This window comes from Pseudomonas sp. Pseusp21 (assembly GCF_059492145.1).
Genome location: NZ_CP168520.1, coordinates 5,212,107 through 5,231,511, shown reverse-complemented (window position 1 = coordinate 5,231,511; position 19,405 = coordinate 5,212,107). Strand labels below are relative to the sequence as shown.

Sequence of the window (19,405 nt, the reverse complement as noted above, 5' to 3'; positions counted from 1 at the left end):
TTCACTTCCCTGTAATAATTGAATGTGAAAGATAGTCGCTGACAGCCTTAAGCGCTTCTGGAGCACCCCGCAAGCCCTCGGTACCCAAATGTATGCGAGCATCCCCACCTGCAAAGTCGAAATGGTGCAACTCGACCGTACAATACGTACGTAAACTCCCAAACTCCAAATTCTCCAACTGCTCCTTATTCATTTTCAAAAGATATGCTTTACTCAAACCACTGGCCGAAGCTTTAGATTCTGGCGAATTCAAACCATTACAATTTATCCTCCGTGGCGTTCCATCACGCCGGCGCCAGTCCTGCATAACAAAAGTTACAACAGAGAATTCATTTTTGATACTGGGTGGTGGCGCGGTAAGCCAAAGTTCAAGGCCTGGATAGTTCTTCAGTTTTACAACCAGATCATCCGGCCAATCCACATGCCGTCCGCCCATATTATGCGGCTCCGTGGTATCCCTTCTGGTGTAAAGTCTGGCGGAAACATTGTAATACGTCCAACTAATGGGTGGTTCTACCCCGTGAGCTTCATATTCCGGAAACAGTTCTTTTCCCGTCCACCAGAATGACCCTGAAAGAAGATCGGCAATACAGGAGCCGTCGCTCCTTAATGTCGATCCAAAATGGAATCCGGGAATCTTTGTCCGGTCCAGCAGGCTGCCGCCAAGTATCGGGACCTGCTCCATACCCGCCAGCTTCCTGCTGCACGCCCCTTGTTTCTTCTGATAAATCTCGCGCGCTACTGCGGCCTCCTCCCATCGAATACAGAAATCAACGACCCAATAACAGATCGCTAGTAACACTCCATATTTAATTCCCCTTCTGCACTGGCGAAAAACTTCCTTGCGAGACATCTTAAGCATTTCAAATCTCCATTTTAAAATGACCAATCACATCACTTGAAACAACTCACCTCATCAACTCCTTAAACACTCCAAAGTAACCGCTTACTCCTTTAACCACATCGAATTCGCTTGCCTTCAACCTCGCCGCATCCTTCATAGACTCAAAACCAGCGAAAGACGTTAAAACCCTGCACACTGCCGTGGCGATTTCTTCAGCGTCAAAAAAATCAACAAGTATCCCGCTGATTCCATCTTCGATAACTTCCTGCACGGGAGCGGTATTTGAACCTACGACAACACAGCCAGATGCCATTGCTTCCAACAGAGACCAAGACAAAACAAACGGATATGTCAAATACACGTGAGCCTTTGAAAGACTCAGAACCGACCTGTATGTTTGATAAGGCAACTTCCCAACAAAGTGAACATTGGAAATATCAACATCCACCTCGGCGACCATCTTGCTTCGCCAGTTCGGGTATCCAATGGGCATCCGCCCATAACTGACATCATCCCCACCCACTACAATGACCTGCGCGCTCGGGCACTTTTCCTGAATATAGGGAATGGATCTCATAAAACTATGAAAGCCTCGGTAAGGTTCCAGGTTTCTGGCGACATAAGTCAAGATAGGCTGACCTGCTCTTATCACGCGCCCACTCGGCAGCGTTACAGATTCGACCTTTTCTGATTCGGCAAATTGAACAATGCCTTCGTGAATGACGCGGATTTTAGACTGATATGTATTAGGAAAAAGACCGCGCTGCCATTGTGTAGGTGCAATCCCGGCATCGCACTGCTCAACATTCAGGAGATGCATTGAATTCAAGACTCTAAGCCTTGAGAACGTATCCATCGCACAGGGAAACTCAGGATCGAAACCAGAGTCCGCCTCACGCGCTCGGTAATAGTACTCACAGAAATGAACTAGCGGCACATCGGGGTAAACATCTTTGACGAATAGCGATTCACCCCACCCAGGATGAGCGAGAACTACATCAGGCCGAAAGCCTGCCTGACTGATCCTCTTCAGTATTCGCTGAACTTGTTGCCCGTCCGAAACAGCCTCTTGATATCTATGTAAATAGTCGTGAGCGTCATTAGTCATCTTCCTTGATGGTCGGTATCGAAATAACTTTACCCCGGCAATACCTGGCGCTGTATCGCGTCCAATTGCAATGACGCCCAGACGCCTGCGCAATGCTTCCAACGCCACATGACGAAACTGACCGGGAAAATTCTGATGAATGATAAGAAGATTCATATCCGAGCAATATCCCGCGCTTATACACCTCCATGAAATTGAAGTTTTTCAACGTCAACATGTGCATACAAACGCTAACAAATGGTCAGAAATAAAACTGTAGGAGGGTTCCGAGAACCTCCTAGGAGATGGTGCAATCCACACCCACATAAAAAACAGGCACAAAAAAAGCGGCGCTCAATGCGCCGCTTTTTTGCGGGGGGTTACCAGCGGTTGCCGTGTCGGTTGTAATCGCCACGTCCACTGTGACGGTCGTAGTTGCCACGACCCCGGCGGTCATCCCAGCCACCGCGACGGTGGTCGTCCCAGCGTCCGCGATCATGACCGTGCCAGCGACGGTTCTCGTAGTAGCGCGGGGCCGGTTGGTAGTAACGAGGCGCCGAGTAATAGCGTGGAGCCGGTTGGTAATAGCGCGGTGCTGGCTGGTAGTAGCGCGGCGCCGAGTAGTACGTGCTGCCGCCGCTGTAATAAGTGCCACCGCTGTAATACGAAGGTGCCTGCGATGTGTAGACCTCTGAGCTGTAGTAGCCATCTCCGTAGGAATAAGGGACGCATCCGCCAAGGGAAAAAAGCATCACGGTAAACAGAAGAATTCGGCGATACATGGCGGCCTCCTGGACCGCGGGTAGCCACACCAGCGACGCTGGCAGGCGTCAGTCTTTCATTCGGCGACTGACGAAATATCTGACAGCGATTTCGGCATCCGGTGCGTTTCTGCAACAACTTGAAACAAGTGATTGATGAAACCTTGTTCATACAGAAACGCCGTCATTCAGCCGCTGATTAGTGGTGCCCACCGTGGTATCCGCCGCCGTGATAACCCCGTCCGTAGCCGCCGCGATAGCCATGGCCGCCGTAGTAATAGCGAGCGCCACCGTAGTAACGCGGACCGTAATATCCACCGTAGTAATAGGGCGAGTAATAGCCGGGATAGTAGTAGGGCGTGGAGTAAACATCGTAACCGCCGGCGTAGTAGTAACAGCCGGACAGCCCTAGACCGAGCACTGCTCCCAGCAGCACCCGACGCAGCAATTTTGAAATACGCATGGCGGCCTCCTGAAAGACCTGTGACAGCAGTCGGCACAGACCGGCTGACATCAGATTTGACTGGCTGACCGGCAGCGAGTGCCCAACCCTCTCGGGCATCGGATCAGCGGCAGCGGACGCTGCATGACGGTGCAACCGCGCACCAACACAAAGCACCCACAGGCGTTTGCCATCCGCCGCAACGTCACGAAAGCCCGTAACAGAGGGCCCGTCCCGACTTGGCACGCCTCTCGCTTTAACAAACCCGTGCAGGAGTCATCACAGGTTCGCGGCACCACAATTTGCAATGGCTGACTAGGGTTCCGGCTCGCATCTGCGAGTGGCTGGTCCGAGAGTTGGCGACCTCCAGTTGAGGTTACACGGCGGGACAAAAGCCCGGGAGACAAGCCACCGTTCGCGGTGCCGCGTTGCCTTCCTGTCCGCCCTCGATCAACTGGAGAAGCCACCATGTCCCGACTACGTTTGCCCGCCCTGCTCGCCGCCGCGTTCGCCGCGTTTATCAGCACTCAATCCCCCGCCGCGCAGAAAGACCACTTCAGTGTCTGCTGGACGATCTACGCCGGCTGGATGCCATGGGAATACGCCGGCAGCCAGGGCATCGTCGACAAATGGGCGAAGAAGTACGGGATCAAGATTGATGTCGTGCAACTCAACGATTACGTCGAGTCGATCAATCAATACACCGCCGGCCAGTTCGATGGCTGCACCATGACCAACATGGATGCCCTCACCATTCCGGCCGCCGGCGGCGTCGACAGCACCGCGCTGATCGTCAGCGATTTCTCCAACGGCAATGACGGCATCGTCCTCAAGGGCGACGGCAAGAAAGTCGCCGACCTCAAGGGCATGGACGTCAATCTGGTCGAGCTGTCGGTTTCCCACTACCTGCTGGCCCGCGCACTGGACTCGGTCGACCTGACCGAAAAAGACCTGAAAGTGGTCAACACCTCCGACGCCGACATTTCCGCCGCCTTCAACACCGAGCAGGTCAACGCCGTTACCACCTGGAACCCGATGCTCTCGGACATCAAGGCCAAACCCGGTGTGACCGAAGTTTTCAACTCCAGCCAGATCCCCGGCGAAATCATGGACATGATGGTGGTCAACAGCGCCACCCTCAAAGACAACCCGGCCCTGGGCAAGGCGCTGACCGGCGCGTGGTTCGAAGTGGTCGACTTGATGAACGCCAAAAATGCCGCCGGCAAAGCCGCACTTGAGCACATGGCCAAAGCTTCGGGCACCGATCTGGCCGGATTCCAGGCGCAACTGGACACCACCAAACTGTTCGCCACGCCGAAAGAAGCCCTGGCGTTCGCCACCAGCAAGCAACTGCCGGAAACCATGCGCAAAGTTGCCGAGTTCTCGTTCCAGCACGGTTTGCTCGGCGAAGGCGCGAAGGACACCAGCGCCGTCGGCATGACCTTCGCCAACGGCGTGACCAGCGGCGACACCGGCAACCTCAAGCTGCGTTTCGATCCGACCTACGTGCAGATGGCCGCTGACGCCAAGCTGTAAGCCACGGAGGATTTGGCCATGCGCCTGATCAATCGCCACCCGGATCGCCCGAGTCGCCTGTTGCTGGTGATCCTGCCGTTCGCCCTGGTGCTGTTCGCCTATTTTATGGGCTCGGCCGAACGCCTGGCGGACAATCCCAACGACAAGCTGCTGCCCAGTGCGGTGCAGATGACGGACGCGGTGAAACGCCTGGCCTTCAACGCCGACAGCCGCACCGGTGAATACCTGCTCTGGCAAGACACCGCGTCGAGCCTGCGACGCCTGGCCATCGGGCTCGGCATCGCGGCACTGGCCGGGTTATGCCTGGGCATGGCCGCCGGCACCCTGCCGCTGTTCGGCGCACCGTTGTCGCCATTGCTGACGGTGCTGTCGATGGTGCCACCGCTGGCGATTCTGCCGATTCTGTTCATCGTCTTCGGCCTCGGCGAGCTGTCGAAAGTGATGCTGATCGTGATCGGAATTACCCCGGCCCTCGCCCGTGATCTGGAACAGCGCGCCCGGGACATCCCCGTCGAACTGCTGATCAAGGCCCAGACCCTCGGCGCCTCGACCTGGACATTGATGCTGCGTGTGGTGCTGCCGCAACTGTTGCCGCGTCTGCTGATCTCGCTGCGGCTGATGCTCGGTTCGGCGTGGCTGTTCCTGATCGCCGCCGAAGCCATCGCCTCCACCGACGGTCTGGGCTACCGGATTTTCCTCGTGCGCCGTTACCTGGCGATGGACGTGATCCTGCCGTACGTGGTCTGGATCACCCTGCTCGCCTGGCTGATGGATTGGGGCCTCAAATACCTGACCCGTCGGGCATTTCCCTGGTATGAGGGGGCCGCCAAATGAGCTTCATCACGGTGAAAAACGTCTGGCAGCAATACGCCGACCAAGTGGTGCTCGAAGGCTTGAACCTCAACGTCAATGAGGGCGAGTTCTGCACGCTGGTGGGTGCTTCGGGCTGCGGCAAGTCGACCTTCCTGCGCCTGCTGCTCGGTCAGGAAACCGCCAGTCGCGGCGAGATTCTGCTCGACGGCCAGCCACTGGCGCGCGAGCCGGATGCCAGCCGTGGCGTGGTGTTCCAGCGCTACTCGGTGTTCCCGCATCTGAGTGTGCTGGACAACGTCGCCCTCGGCCTCGAACTGCCCCGGGCGCCACTGCTCGGTCGTCTGTTCGGCAGCGCCAAACGGGACGCCCGCGAACAAGCCTCGGCGCTGCTGCACAAAGTCGGCCTCGGCCATGCGCTGGACAAGTACCCGGCGCAACTGTCCGGCGGCATGCAACAGCGGCTGGCGATCGCCCAGGCGCTGATCATGAAACCGCGGGTTTTGCTGCTCGACGAACCGTTCGGCGCGCTCGATCCGGGCATTCGCAAGGACATGCACGCGCTGCTGCTGGAGCTGTGGCGCGAAACGCAACTGACCGTGTTCATGGTCACCCACGACCTGTCCGAAGGCTTCAGCCTCGGCACTCGCCTGCTGGTGTTCGACAAGGTCCGCCTCGACCCGCACGCCCCCGGCGCCTATGGCGCCCGCATCACCTACGACATCCCTTTGAACAGCGACCGCCGCGCCCAACGCGCCGCCGTCGACGCCCTGCCCGCCGCGTTGGCCGGCACGCTTCGTATTGCCTGAGAGGACTGCTCCCATGACTGATTCGACCCAACTGTTTCCACCCTTCGCCGAAGAAACCCTGCCCGGTGGCGGTCACCGTTCCTTCGTCCTTAAACGCGGCCAGTTGCTGCGCCTGACCGACCTGCGCGGCGGTGCCAACGTCAGCCTGACCCTGCTCAACGCCAACGAGAAAACCGAGCGCCTGAACCTGCCCGACAGCCTCAAGTGCCAACACACCGCCAAGCTCACCACCGGCCATTGCCTGTACTCGGACATGGGTCGGGTGCTGGCGGCAATCACCGCCGACACCTGCGGCTGGAGCGACAGCCTCGGCGGTGTGCTGTGCGCTGAAGAGGTCGCGGAAAAATACGGCCAGGGCCGCTATCAGGAACTGCGCAACGGCTTCTTTCGCAACGGCACCGACAACCTGCTGGTGGAACTGGGCAAGTGGGGCCTGGGCCTGTCCGACCTGCTGATGACCCTCAACCTGTTCAGCCGGGTCAACGTCGATGAAGCCGGGCGCTTCCATTTCGTCGAAGGCCATTCGAAGGCCGGCGATTACATCGAGCTGTATGCACCGATGGACACCCTCGTCGTCCTCACTGCCCTGCAACACCCGATGGACCCGTCGCCCGACTACGCGCCAAAACCACTGAAGCTGAGCTGGATGAACGCCGACGCCAGCGTCGCCGAGCACTGCCGTACCTCGCGCCCGGAGAACGAGCGCGGCTTTATCAACACCGACCGTTTGTTCGCCTGAGGATCATCGCCATGTCAGTTGCTATCGCCACTTCGCAAAAACAACCCGACGCTGCGGTGTACCGCGCCACCATCCCGGCCGGCGAACCCTGGCTGATGGAGGTCAAGGCCGGCCAGACCCTGCGCATCCTCGACCTTGAGGGCAACCAGGCGGTCGATACGCTGTTCTACAGCCTCGCCAATCCCCGCGAGCGCTACGACGTGCAACGCACTTTGCGCCGGCAGAACAGCGTGTACCTGAGTACCGGCAGCGTTTTGTATTCCAACCTTGGCAAACCGATGCTGACCATCATCGCCGACACCTGCGGCCGCCACGACACCCTCGGCGGCGCCTGCGCGCAAGAGAGCAACACCGTGCGTTACGCCCTGGAAAAACGCTACATGCACAGCTGCCGCGATAACTACCTGCGTGCCTGCGTCCACGACGGGCGCCTGGGCAAAGGTGACATCGGGCCGAACATCAATTTCTTCATGAACGTGCCGGTGACTGCCGAGGGCGGCCTGACCTTCGAAGACGGGATTTCCGCCCCCGGCAAATACGTCGACCTGCGCGCGGAGATGGACGTGATCGTGCTGATCTCCAACTGCCCGCAATTGAACAACCCGTGCAACGCCTACAACCCGACGCCTGCGGAGCTGCTGGTATGGAACTGACATTCGCCCGTCTGCGCCGTTGGCTTTTCGCCCTGTGCCAGGCGCGCTCGGGCCAGTGCCTGAAAAAGTGAAGTGATTTCGCCGTCGGGGACGACCCTGGCGCCTGAACAAAAACGGCGGGACGGCCCGCCTCCCAGTCGAGCCCGCACCCAGCGCGGACTCCGGGGGTTTCTCCATGTTCGAAAAAGTCCTGATTGCCAACCGTGGCGCGATTGCCTGCCGCATTCTGCGCACCTTGCGTGAACTGCACGTCGAAGGCGTCGCGGTGTACTCCGAAGCCGATGCCGCCAGCCTGCACATCCTGCAAGCGGACGAAGCCCACAGCCTCGGTGAAGGCGCAGCGGCCGGCACCTATCTGGCCGTCGAAAAGATCCTCGCCATCGCCAAAGCCACTGGTGCCACAGCGATCCATCCCGGCTACGGCTTCCTCTCGGAAAACGCCGCATTCGCCGAAGCCTGCGCCAACCAGGGCATTGCCTTCATCGGCCCGACTCCGCAACAGCTGCGGGTGTTTGGCCTCAAGCACACCGCCCGCGCGCTGGCCAAACAGCACGGCGTGCCGATGCTCGAAGGCACCGAACTGCTCGACAGCCTCGACGCCGCGCTGATTGCCGGCGCAGAGGTCGGTTATCCGGTGATGCTCAAAAGCACCGCTGGCGGTGGCGGCATCGGCATGCGCGTGTGCCGCAACGCCAGCGAACTGAGCGAGTCGTTCGAGGCGGTGAAGCGTCTCGGCCAGAACAATTTCAGCGACGCCGGGGTGTTCATCGAGAAGTACATCCAGCGTGCGCGGCATCTGGAAGTCCAGGTGTTCGGTGATGGCCACGGCGAGGTGATCGCCCTCGGTGTGCGCGACTGCTCGGTGCAGCGGCGCAACCAGAAAGTCCTCGAGGAAACCCCGGCACCGAACCTGCCCGACGGCATGGCGGATGAGTTGTGCGCGGCGGCGATCAAACTGGCCAAAGCGGTGAATTACCGCAGCGCCGGCACCGTCGAATTCGTTTTCGACAGCGATGCGCAGCGCTTCTATTTTCTGGAAGTGAACACCCGGTTGCAGGTCGAACACGGCGTCACCGAACAGGTGTGGGGCGTTGATCTGGTGCGCTGGATGGTCGAGTTGGCGGCCGGTGACTTGCCGCCGCTGGCCGAGTTATTTGAAGGCCTGAAACCGCAAGGCCACGCGATTCAGGCACGGCTGTATGCGGAGGATCCGGGGCGAGATTTCCAGCCGAGTCCGGGGCTGTTGACCGCTGTGGAGTTTCCTGCGGCCAACGGCATTCAACTGCGCATCGACACCTGGGTCGAGGCCGGTTGCGAGATCCCGCCCTACTTCGATCCGATGATCGCCAAAGTCATCAGCTGGGCGCCGACCCGCGAACAGGCCCGCGCCGATCTGCATCAGGCCCTCGGCGACAGCCTGCTGTACGGCGTGGAAACCAACCGCGACTACTTGCGGCAGATTCTGCTCGATACGCCGTTTGCCAGCGGTCAGCCCTGGACCCGTTGCCTGGAAGGTCTGGTGTACCAGGCCAACACCTTTGAAGTGCTGAGCGCCGGCACCCAGACCAGCGTCCAGGACTACCCCGGTCGCCTCGGTTACTGGGCGGTCGGCGTGCCACCCTCGGGGCCGATGGACAGCCGCGCGTTGCGTCTGGGCAATCGCTTGCTGGGCAATGACGAAGGCGCGGCGGCACTGGAAATCACCATGAACGGGCCGCTGCTGCGCTTCAATTGCGACGCGGTGGTGGCGGTGACGGGGGCGCCGCTGACGCTGGCCCTCGACGGCGAAGCGGTGCCGATGAACACCGTGCTGTTGATCGAAGCAGGCAGCCAGTTACATCTCGGCGGTTTGCTCGACGCTGGCGCCCGCAGCTACCTGTGCCTGCGCGGCGGCCTGCAGGTGCCGGATTATCTGGGCAGCAAAAGCACCTTCACCCTCGGTCAGTTCGGCGGTCATGGCGGGCGCGCTCTGCGCGCCGGGGACGTGTTGCACCTGGCCCCACTGAGCGACCGCAGCGTCGGGCAGACCCTGGCCCCGCATCACGTCAGCGAATTGCCCGCCGTGCGCCGGATCCGGGTGATCTACGGCCCCCACGGCGCGCCGGAATATTTCACCGAACACTACATCGACACGTTCTTCGCCACGCAATGGGAAGTGCATTTCAACTCCAGCCGCACCGGCGTGCGCCTGATCGGGCCGAAACCAGAGTGGGTGCGCGCCGACGGCGGTGAAGCCGGGCTGCATCCATCGAACATTCACGACAACCCCTATGCCATCGGTGCGGTGGACTTCACCGGCGACATGCCAGTGATCCTCGGTCCGGACGGCCCGAGCCTTGGCGGTTTCGTGTGCCCGGTGACCGTGATCGAAGCGGATCTCTGGCAGCTCGGGCAACTGAAGGCCGGGGACAAGGTGCAGTTTGAGCCGGTCGATCTCAAGACTGCCCGCGATCTCGCCCTGAAATGGGATGCCTCCGGGAGCTGGCCTGCCAGCGATGAAGTTGACGCGGTGTCTGCTCGGGCCCCATCGCTGGCAAGCCAGCTCCCACATGGCTTGGTTTCGCCTGTGGTTCTGGAGTTGGGTCAGGACGACAAGCGGCTGGTCGGGCGTGTATCCGGCGATACCCATCTGCTGCTGGAAATCGGCGCGCCGGAACTGGATCTGGTCCTGCGCTTTCGCGCCCATGCCCTGATGCAGGCGCTGGAAGGCAAAAACCTGCACGGCGTGATCGACCTGACACCGGGCATTCGTTCGCTGCAGATCCACTACCAGCCCGAACAATTGCCGCTGGCCGATCTGCTCGGCATCGTCGCCGGTGAATGGGATGCGGTGTGCGCCGCCCAGGACTTGCAAGTACCGTCGCGCATCGTCCATCTGCCGCTGTCCTGGGACGATCCGGCCTGCCAGTTGGCGATTGAGAAATACATGACCACCGTGCGCAAGGACGCGCCGTGGTGCCCGAGCAACCTGGAGTTCATTCGCCGCATCAACGACCTGCCCAACCTCGACGAGGTGCAACGCACGGTGTTCGACGCGAGCTATCTGGTGATGGGCCTCGGCGACGTCTACCTCGGTGCGCCGGTCGCCACGCCGCTCGACCCGCGCCATCGGCTGGTGACCACCAAGTACAACCCGGCACGCACCTGGACCGCCGAGAACTCGGTGGGCATCGGCGGCGCCTACATGTGCGTGTACGGCATGGAAGGGCCCGGCGGTTACCAGTTCGTCGGGCGCACCTTGCAGATGTGGAACCGCTATCGCGAAGTCGCCGCGTTCGACGGCAAACCGTGGCTGCTGCGCTTCTTCGACCAGATCCGCTTCTACCCGGTCAGCGCCGAAGAACTGCTGCGCATCCGCCGCGACTTTCCCCTCGGGCGCTTCGATCTCGACATCGAACATAGCCAGCTCAACCTCGCCGACTACCAGGCCTTTTTGCAACGCGAAGCCGAGAGCATCGACGCTTTCCGGATGCAGCAACAGGGCGCCTTCCAGGCGGAGCGCGAACGTTGGATCGCCAGTGGCCAGGCGCACTTCGACAGCGAAGAAGCCGTGCCGGACAGCAGCGAAGACACACCGCTGACCAGCGGCCAGCAAAGTATCGACAGCCACATTGCCGGCAACCTCTGGCAGGTGCAGGTCGAGGTCGGCAGCCGCGTGGCGGCCGGTGATGTGCTGGTGATTCTGGAGTCGATGAAGATGGAAATCCCCGTGCTCGCGCCCATGGCCGGGGTGGTGCAGGACATTCGCGTGCAGCCGGGATCGGCGGTGCGTGCCGGACAACGGGTCGTGGTGCTGGAACTCGACTGAAACCATTTGCCAAAGGATCAACCCATGAATCTGCAACTCGATGCCCTGCGCCAGGCCTACCGCAATGGCGACACCACACCGCGGCAATTGCTGCTGGCGCTGCGGGACAAAGCGGCGGCGCTGAACCCGGACTACCACCTGTTCATCCACTTGCTCAGCGTCGAAGAACTGGAACCGTATCTGGCCGCCCTCGACGGTCGCGACCTCGACAGCCTGCCGTTGTATGGCGTGCCGTTCGCGATCAAGGACAACATCGACCTCGCCGGCATTCCCACCACCGCCGCGTGCCCGGCGTTCGCCTATGTGCCGGAGCGTTCGGCGACCATCGTCGAGCAACTGCTGGCGCTGGGGGCGATCCCGCTGGGCAAGACCAACCTAGACCAGTTCGCCACCGGCCTCAACGGCAGCCGTTCGCCCTATGGCGCTTGCCCGAACAGCGTGTTGCCGGAGTATCCGTCGGGCGGCTCCAGCGCCGGTTCGTCACTGGCCGTGGCGCTCGGTGTAGCCAGTTTCGCGTTGGGCACCGACACCGCCGGCTCCGGCCGGGTGCCGGCGGCGTTGAACAATCTGGTTGGACTGAAGGCCAGCAAAGGCCTGATCTCCACCGCCGGCGTGCTGCCGGCCTGTCGCACGCTGGACTGCGTCACCACGTTCACCGCAACGGCGCGGGAAGCCAGTCAGCTACTGGCGCTGACCGCGCGCCTCGATCCACGGGACGAATACAGCCGCAGCAATCCGTCATGGAACGACGGCACCGCGTTCGGCGTGCCACGGCCGTTCCGCTTCGGTGTACCACGTGCGCAAGACCTGGATTTTTTCGGCTGTGAGGAAGGCCCGCGGCTGTTCGGCGATGCCATCGACCGTCTGAAAGCTCTGGGCGGTGAAGCGGTCGAGCTGGACTTGTCGCCGTTCCTCGAAGCGGCGCGGTTGCTCTATGAAGGGCCGTGGGTGGCCGAGCGCTACAGCGTGGCCGGCGAGTTGATGGAAGAAAATCCCGCAGCGGTGCTGCCGGTGATCCGCGCGGTGCTGGCCAAAGCACCGGCCGTCAGCGGCGTGCAGACGTTCCGTGCGCAATACCGCCTGCAAGCGCTGAAAGCCGTTTGCGATAAAGCGCTGGAAGGACTCGACTGCGTGCTCACGCCCACTATCGGTCGTCCGGTGACGCTGGCGGAACTCGACGCCGAACCGGTGCTGCGCAATTCCGAACTGGGCTACTACACCAACTTCATGAACCTGCTCGATTACGCCGCCGTCGCCGTGCCCAGCGGTTTCATGGCCAACGGGCTGCCGTGGGGTGTGACGCTGTTTGGCCGGGCGTTCACCGATCAGTACTTGCTGGGTGTCGCCGATGCCCTGCAGCGCCAGCAGAATCCCGGGCTGCCGACGCCAACCAACCCGGCGCGCCATGACCGTGCACGATTGGTGGTCTGCGGTGCGCACCTGGACGGGCTGGCCCTGAACTGGCAACTGCGCCAGCGCGACGCACGCCTGATCGAGGCCACCTACAGCTCGAAGGACTACAAACTCTATGCCCTGGCCGGTGGCCCGCCGTTGCGCCCCGGCATGCTGCGCGTGGCCGACGGTGGCGTGGCCATCGAGGTGGAAGTCTGGGAATTGCCGAGCCGTGAGCTGGGCTCGTTCCTGACCGGCATCCCGGCGCCGCTGGGCCTGGGCAAGGTGCAACTGGCGGATGGCCGCTGGGAGAGCGGTTTCATCTGCGAACCCTACGGCCTGGAAGGTGCAATCGATATCAGCCACTTGGGTGAGTGGCGCGCGTATCTGCAAACCGGAAACTGATTCGAAAACCGGCCTCCTTTCGTTCCGGGAGGGGGCTGGATGAGCGAGCCATTCTCCAGACACCCCTGCCCGGCTGATCCCCCCGCATTTCAGGCACAAATCCCGCAGTCTTTTCCCCGCCGTGCCACTAGAATGCTGCCCATCGGGTCACTGTCAACGGAATTGCCAATGCCGCTCAGATCTGCGTTTCACTCCCAACGTTCGCTGGTACTGACCCTGATCGCCCTGCTCGGCGCAGGTTTCCTCGCCACCTCGCTGCTCAGCTACTACGCCTCACGGGCGTCGATCCGCGACAACATCGTCAACACCGAACTGCCGCTGACATCCGACACGGTGTACTCGGAAATCCAGAAAGACCTCGTCAGACCGATCCTGATTTCCTCGATGATGTCCCGCGACACCTTCATGCGCGACTGGGTGGTGAACGGCGAGAAGGACAGCGACCAGATGACCCGCTACCTCGACGAGGTCATGACCCACTACGGCGCCTACACCGCGTTCTTCGTGTCCAACAGCACCCACACTTACTACCACGCCAAGGGCGTGCTCAAGCAGGTGAAAATCGACGAGCCGCGCGACGCCTGGTACTTCCGCGTGCGCGACATGAAGGATCCGTACGAGATCAACGTCGACCCGGACCTGGCCAACAAAGACAACATGACCTTCTTCATCAACTACAAGGTCTACGACTACAACGATCGCTTCATAGGCGCCGCTGGCGTGGGGCTGACGGTGGATGCGGTGATCAAGCTGATCGACAAGTACCAGCAGCGCTATCAACGCAGTGTGTACTTCGTCGACACCTTCGGCCGACTGGTGCTGACCGGCGCCGAGGGCGGGCCGGAAGGGGCGCGGGTCGGGAAAAGCCTGACCGACCTCGACAGCATGAAAAGCCTGGTCAGCCAGTTGCCCAAACCCCACAGCGGCAGCTATGAATATTCCACCCACGGCCAGGGGCATTTCCTCAACGTGCGGTTCATTCCGGAGCTGAACTGGTACCTGTTTGTCGACAAACGCGAAGACGGCGCGCTGAGCGAAATCCGCCAGTCGCTGTACCTCAACCTGCTGATCTGCCTGCTGGTGACGTTGATCGTGCTGGCCCTGGTCAACCGCTTGATCCGCCGCTATCAGGAAAAGATCCACGCCCAGGCCACCCTCGACAGCCTCACCGAACTGCCCAACCGCCGCGGCTTCGACCTGCTCGCCGCGCAAGCTTTAACTGAGGCCCATCGAGAGCCGAAACCGCTGACCGCGCTGCTGCTGGATCTGGACCACTTCAAGGTTTTGAACGACACCTACGGGCACATGGCCGGCGATCAGGTGCTGATCGGTTTCGCCCGGGACCTGCAAAGTTGTCTGCGGCATTCCGACATTGTCTGCCGTTGGGGCGGTGAGGAATTTATCGTGCTGCTGAAGGACACCGACGGCGAGACCGGTCAGAAGATTGCCGAGAAGATCCGCCAGCACGTCGAACAGCATGAATATGCCTACAACGGTCACACCCTGAATCTGACCGTCAGCATCGGCGCCACCACCCTGCAACCGGATGACACCTTGCACAGCCTGCTGTCCCGGGCCGATCATGCGATGTACCGGGCCAAACAGACCGGCCGTAACCGCACCTGCGTGGAAATGCCTCACTCGACCTATGCCTGACGCCAAGAAGACACCTGACCTCTGCCCGGCCTGCGGCGCCCGCAACGACTGCACCCTGGCCGACCCGCGCACCGCCGACCGCGCCTGCTGGTGCTACGGCGTTTCCATCGATCCGGCAGTGCTCGAAGCCCTGCCGGCGGAACTGCGTGACAAGTCCTGCCTGTGCCCACGCTGCGCTCAGGTCGAGGCGCAACTGCAAGCGGCCAGGCCGTCGATCCCGTAAGATGCGCGGCCCGCTTCCTGCCGATTCCTGATCATGCGCGTCGACCGTTTCCTGAGTAACCTGCCCCGCTACAACCGCAAGCAGGTTCGCCTGTTGCTGGTGGAAAAGCGCGTGCGCATTGACGGAAAAGTCGTCAGCGATCCCCACAGCGAAGTCCTTGAGTTCAGCCGCGTGGAGGTCGACGACGAAGTGCTGCAACCCGGCAAACCGGCGCGCTACTTCATGCTGTACAAACCGCAGGGCTGCGTCAGCGCCACCCGCGATCCCGAGCATCCGACCGTGCTCGACCTGATCCACGAGCCGGACAAAGACGACCTGCACATCGCCGGGCGTCTGGATTTCAACACCACCGGGCTGATGCTGATCACCAACGACGGCAGCTGGTCGCGGCGCCTGACCCAGCCACAGACCAAACTGCCGAAGGTCTATTACGTCGAGACCGAACAGGAGATCGGCCCGGAATATGCGATCAAGTTCGCCGAGGGGATCTACTTCGCCTTTGAGGACCTGACCACCCAACCGGCGCAGCTGCAAGTGCTCGGCCCGCGAACCGCGCGGTTGAGCATCGTCGAAGGTCGTTACCATCAGGTGAAGCGCATGTTCGGCCACTTCAATAACAAAGTGCTGCGCCTGCACCGCGAATCCATGGGCCCGCTGGCGCTGGACAACGCGCTAAAACCGGGCGAGTACCGCGCTTTGCGCACCGAAGAGATTCATTTGTTCTAAGCAGCCGACCGCTCAGCAGAAGTTGTCGAACAATTTACCAACGGCACTTGCGCGATCCGGATCCCCCTGCTTGAATCAGGTCGTCGGCCAAATTGTGACCGATGAGTCACACATAACATCCAAGAAACTTTTTGTCGGTAGACAGCCCATCAGGGCTGCGCCTCAGCCGACAGACTGCCCGCCAATAACAACACCCGTCGACCTGCCGTACCGGATCGACATGGGCCACAAAATTCCAGGCATATGCCTACCTGTCACAAAGCTCGTGCAATCTCATTTGCGCGCATACCCGCTTGCTTGCCAGGAGTCTTATGACATGAGGCCAGAAATCGCTGTGCTGGATATACAGGGTCAGTATCGGGTTTACACGGAGTTCTATCGCGCAGACGCCGCAGAAAAGACCATCATCCTGGTCAACGGCTCGATGGCCACGACTGCGTCGTTTGCACAAACCGTGAAAAATCTGCACCCGCAATTCAACGTGGTCTGCTACGACCAGCCCTACGCGGGCAAGTCGAAAGTCCACAACCGCCACGAGAAACATCTGACGAAAGAAGTCGAAGGTCTGATCCTGCTGGAGCTGATCGATCACTTCGCGGCCGAACACGTGCTGTCGTTCTCCTGGGGCGGCGCTGCGACCATGGTCGCCCTCGCGCATCAGCCTCGGCGCATTGAAAAAGCCGTGATCAGCTCGTTCTCGCCAGTAATCAACGCGCACATGCTTGATTACCTCGAACGCGGCGTCGAATGCCTCGGCAAACGCGACGGCGACCGAGTCGGGCACCTCGTCAACGACACCATCGGCAAACACCTGCCGTCGCTGTTCAAGCGCTTCAACTATCGCCACGTCAGCAGCCTCGCTGAGCACGAATACGGGCAGATGCATTTCCACATCAACGACGTGCTGCACAGCGACCGTCAGTGCTATTTGAACGCGGCGAAGAAAATCAACGTACCGGTGCTGTTCCTGAACGGCGAATGGGACGAATACACCGCCGCCGAAGACGCCCGACTGTTCGGCAACCATGTCGCGCAGAGCACCTTCACTACCCTGCAGGCCACCGGGCACTTCCTCGACATGGAACACAAATCCGCCTGCCGGGACAGCCAGAACGCCCTGCTCGGTTTCCTGAAACCGGCGCAACAGGCCAGCCGGACGCGTTACCAGTTTGTCCAGGATCACCATGCATTGGCCATTTGAAACAGTGTCGTCGCGAGCAAGCCTGCGAGGCTGAGATTCAGCCGTCCTCCAGCCCGCAGCGCTTGCCCGCGATTGACCGATTTCGGCTCTGTTTCAAGACTTTCCGTAGTTGGCGTGCAAAGAAAACTTCAAATCCGTGGCCGAGTCTGGTACAAAGTCAGCCGCTCTGAGCGGGTGTCGTATAATGGCATTACTCCAGCTTCCCAAGCTGATAACGAGGGTTCGATTCCCTTCACCCGCTCCAATCGAATTTATGTCCTGCGTCGTGGTTTGACGGGGGATGCGGAAACAGAAAAACCGGCCTTGATGGCCGGTTTTTTTGTGTCCGGGATTTGGTACCGAGCAGCCAGCTTTGAACCATTCAGAAACAACACGTTGATTGAATTCCCTCCGTCTGCGCTTACGCTCCTGACAGTCAGTCACTCATGTCGTGAGCGCTCGTTATCGAAGCGTTCGGCCTCAAGGGAGAGATTCGGGGAGAGATCCGCATGCCTCCCCGGCTGCATCTCGTCCGGAGACGATCAAGGGTATGAGATTGAAATGGTTTCGATGGAGTGCTCAACGTAAAGCCAGGCTGGAGCGGTTTCACCACCAACAATTTAATTCTGCATTATTGTGGCTTATCAACATAAATTGCAGTTAACTCATATCAAAATGGAGTTAACTGATTTGACGCAATGAAGGTTAACTCTATAATTTTGGGTATTAACCGACCTTTATGCGACATAAGGCACACCATGCTGGAATTAAGCCTCAGCAAACCAAGCGAGATCGTCAAACGGCTCTGCCAACGCCTGCGCACAGAGCGGATAGCCCTGCAGATGACGCAAGCCGATGTGGCTGCTCGCGCCGGTGTCGGCACCAATACGGTGGCCAACCTTGAAGCCGGGCGGAATGTCAGTTTCGAAACCGTAGTCCGAGTGGCCATGGTTGTGGGGCGCGTCCAGGAAATCGAAGACCTGTTCTTGCCAAAACTGGACAGCCTGGACGACATCCTTCGTTACGAAGACAGCTCCAGGCGTCAGCGCATAAAAAGGAAATCAGGAAATGCTTGAACGAGTGGACGTCTACTACGATGGCTGGGGTGAACACTGGCGGTGGGGCACGCTCGTTTCCACGACGGCTATCACCGGTCGCCCACTGATCGTGTTCGAGTACAGCGACGAGGCAAAGAACAGAGGCCTGGAATTGTCGGCGTACAGACTTCCATTGGAAGGCCCCAAGTTACGGCGTGACTTTCCGATCCATCAATTGGGTTTGCCTGGACCGGTCTACGATGCGCTGCCGGATGGCTGGGGCATGCTGCTGATGGATCGCTTGTTCAAGCGGCGCGGCCTTAATTCCGCACGCATCGGCGCACTCGAGCGCCTCGCTTACATCGGCAACAATGCCATGGGCGCAATGTCGTTCGAGCCGGTGGCACCCGAGGCGCTGGAGCCGCAAGTTGAGGTCTCCATTGATCTGCTGGCTGCCGAGGTGCAGGAAGTCCTCAAGGGTGAGGGTGGCGAGTTCTTGCAACAGCTGTTGCTGGTGGGTGGATCTCCGCAGGGTGCCAGACCAAAAGCCTTGGTCTATCGCGATCCGCGAACAGGCACCTTTACCACCATAGCCAGATCAGGCTTCGAGGCCTGGCTGGTCAAGTTTCCCGCCCGGCAGGAGCATCCCGAGGTGTGTGCCATCGAAATGGTCTACGCCGAATGCTTGCGGATGTGTGGAATAAAGACACCTGACACTCAGTACTTCAGCCTGCCGAACGGGTTGGCAGCGTTTGCTACCAAACGCTTTGATCGCGAAGACGACTTACGCGTGCCTATGCAAAGTCTCGCAGCCTTCACGGCTGCCGATTTCCAGAATGCCGGAGCGCTGGACTACGTCAATTTCTTGCGTGCGACCCATCTCTGCACCAATGACGTACGAGAGAAAGCGCTCGCGTTTGAGCGTGTAGTCTTCAACGTCGCGTTCAACAATCGCGATGACCACCCGAAGAACTTCGCCTACATCATGTCGAAATCCGGCCAGTGGACGCTGGCCCCAGCCTACGATGTGACCTTCTGCGAGGGTCCCGGCGGATACCACCAGATGGACGTTATGGGCGAAGCATTGGAGATCGGCCGAAAAGCCATGCTCGCTCTTGCAGAGGAAGCAGAGGTTTCGGCTGAAACGGCCGACGACATCATCGCCCGGTTCTGCGAGGTGGCTGATCAGTTCGTGACGATGGCAGGAACGATGTACCCCGGCGTCATCACTCAGGACACGTTGCAGACCATCCAGAAACGAATCGATGAAAACGTCGAGCGGCTTCGCTGAGATTGC

General features: G+C 60.1%; 17 protein-coding genes, 1 tRNA gene and 1 riboswitch. Of the genes, 14 read left to right on the top strand and 4 right to left on the bottom strand.

Features of this window, described 5'->3' with window-relative positions; translation table 11 throughout:
- Position 1: 1 nt before the first annotated feature.
- The 4 genes from ACEN93_RS23775 to ACEN93_RS23760 all read right to left on the bottom strand — a co-directional run bounded on the left by ACEN93_RS23775 (position 2) and on the right by ACEN93_RS23760 (position 3,155).
- Positions 2-862: a hypothetical protein gene (locus ACEN93_RS23775; protein ID WP_495610576.1), complete on the bottom strand. Its 861-nt coding sequence runs from the start codon at positions 860-862 to the stop codon at positions 2-4.
- Between the two features lie 46 nt (positions 863-908).
- Positions 909-2,108 carry a glycosyltransferase family 4 protein gene (locus tag ACEN93_RS23770; RefSeq protein ID WP_495610575.1) on the bottom strand — a complete coding sequence of 400 codons (1,200 nt, stop codon included), beginning with the start codon at positions 2,106-2,108 and terminating at the stop codon, positions 909-911.
- Between the two features lie 203 nt (positions 2,109-2,311).
- Positions 2,312-2,713, bottom strand: coding sequence for a hypothetical protein (locus ACEN93_RS23765; protein ID WP_074691080.1), 402 nt, complete (start codon positions 2,711-2,713; stop codon positions 2,312-2,314).
- Positions 2,714-2,891: 178 nt separating this feature from the next.
- Complete coding sequence (locus ACEN93_RS23760) at positions 2,892-3,155, bottom strand: hypothetical protein (RefSeq protein WP_064383076.1); 264 nt, start codon at positions 3,153-3,155, stop codon at positions 2,892-2,894.
- A 283-nt stretch (positions 3,156-3,438) separates the two neighbouring features.
- Positions 3,439-3,539, top strand: a riboswitch (guanidine-I (ykkC/yxkD leader).
- A 63-nt stretch (positions 3,540-3,602) separates the two neighbouring features.
- Between ACEN93_RS23760 and ACEN93_RS23755 the strand changes: the two genes are divergently transcribed.
- From ACEN93_RS23755 to ACEN93_RS23690, 14 genes are all read left to right on the top strand, one after another.
- Positions 3,603-4,670, top strand: coding sequence for a putative urea ABC transporter substrate-binding protein (locus tag ACEN93_RS23755; protein ID WP_495610574.1), 1,068 nt, complete (start codon positions 3,603-3,605; stop codon positions 4,668-4,670).
- 18 nt (positions 4,671-4,688) lie between these two features.
- Entirely contained in the window at positions 4,689-5,504 is an 816-nt protein-coding gene (locus ACEN93_RS23750) for an ABC transporter permease (RefSeq protein WP_039772710.1), read from the top strand.
- Positions 5,501-6,289: an ABC transporter ATP-binding protein gene (locus ACEN93_RS23745; RefSeq protein ID WP_039772712.1), complete on the top strand. Its 789-nt coding sequence runs from the start codon at positions 5,501-5,503 to the stop codon at positions 6,287-6,289. Before ACEN93_RS23750 ends, ACEN93_RS23745 begins: the two co-directional genes overlap by 4 nt.
- A 13-nt stretch (positions 6,290-6,302) precedes the next feature.
- Positions 6,303-7,028, top strand: a complete 726-nt coding sequence (locus ACEN93_RS23740; protein WP_074691078.1) for an urea amidolyase associated protein UAAP1 — start codon at positions 6,303-6,305, stop codon at positions 7,026-7,028.
- An 11-nt stretch (positions 7,029-7,039) separates the two neighbouring features.
- Positions 7,040-7,681: an urea amidolyase associated protein UAAP2 gene (locus ACEN93_RS23735; RefSeq protein ID WP_210711140.1), complete on the top strand. Its 642-nt coding sequence runs from the start codon at positions 7,040-7,042 to the stop codon at positions 7,679-7,681.
- Between the two features lie 175 nt (positions 7,682-7,856).
- A complete protein-coding gene (uca, locus tag ACEN93_RS23730; RefSeq protein ID WP_495610573.1) occupies positions 7,857-11,489 on the top strand; it encodes an urea carboxylase in 3,633 nt (1,210 codons plus the stop codon).
- Positions 11,490-11,513: 24 nt separating this feature from the next.
- Positions 11,514-13,286: an allophanate hydrolase gene (atzF, locus tag ACEN93_RS23725; protein ID WP_495610572.1), complete on the top strand. Its 1,773-nt coding sequence runs from the start codon at positions 11,514-11,516 to the stop codon at positions 13,284-13,286.
- A gap of 168 nt (positions 13,287-13,454) precedes the next feature.
- Entirely contained in the window at positions 13,455-14,942 is a 1,488-nt protein-coding gene (locus ACEN93_RS23720) for a sensor domain-containing diguanylate cyclase (protein ID WP_103386813.1), read from the top strand.
- Entirely contained in the window at positions 14,935-15,165 is a 231-nt protein-coding gene (locus ACEN93_RS23715; RefSeq protein ID WP_103386812.1) for a cysteine-rich CWC family protein, read from the top strand. The genes ACEN93_RS23720 and ACEN93_RS23715 overlap by 8 nt, the downstream gene beginning before the upstream one ends.
- 33 nt (positions 15,166-15,198) lie before the next feature.
- A complete protein-coding gene (locus ACEN93_RS23710) occupies positions 15,199-15,891 on the top strand; it encodes a pseudouridine synthase (protein ID WP_074691073.1) in 693 nt (230 codons plus the stop codon).
- Between the two features lie 316 nt (positions 15,892-16,207).
- A complete protein-coding gene (locus ACEN93_RS23705) occupies positions 16,208-17,092 on the top strand; it encodes an alpha/beta fold hydrolase (protein ID WP_011332879.1) in 885 nt (294 codons plus the stop codon).
- Between the two features lie 170 nt (positions 17,093-17,262).
- A tRNA-Gly gene (locus ACEN93_RS23700) sits at positions 17,263-17,336 on the top strand.
- Positions 17,337-17,829: 493 nt separating this feature from the next.
- Positions 17,830-18,147: a helix-turn-helix transcriptional regulator gene (locus ACEN93_RS23695; RefSeq protein ID WP_064384151.1), complete on the top strand. Its 318-nt coding sequence runs from the start codon at positions 17,830-17,832 to the stop codon at positions 18,145-18,147.
- Entirely contained in the window at positions 18,140-19,399 is a 1,260-nt protein-coding gene (locus tag ACEN93_RS23690) for a type II toxin-antitoxin system HipA family toxin (RefSeq protein WP_210711135.1), read from the top strand. Before ACEN93_RS23695 ends, ACEN93_RS23690 begins: the two co-directional genes overlap by 8 nt.
- Positions 19,400-19,405 lie beyond the last annotated feature (6 nt).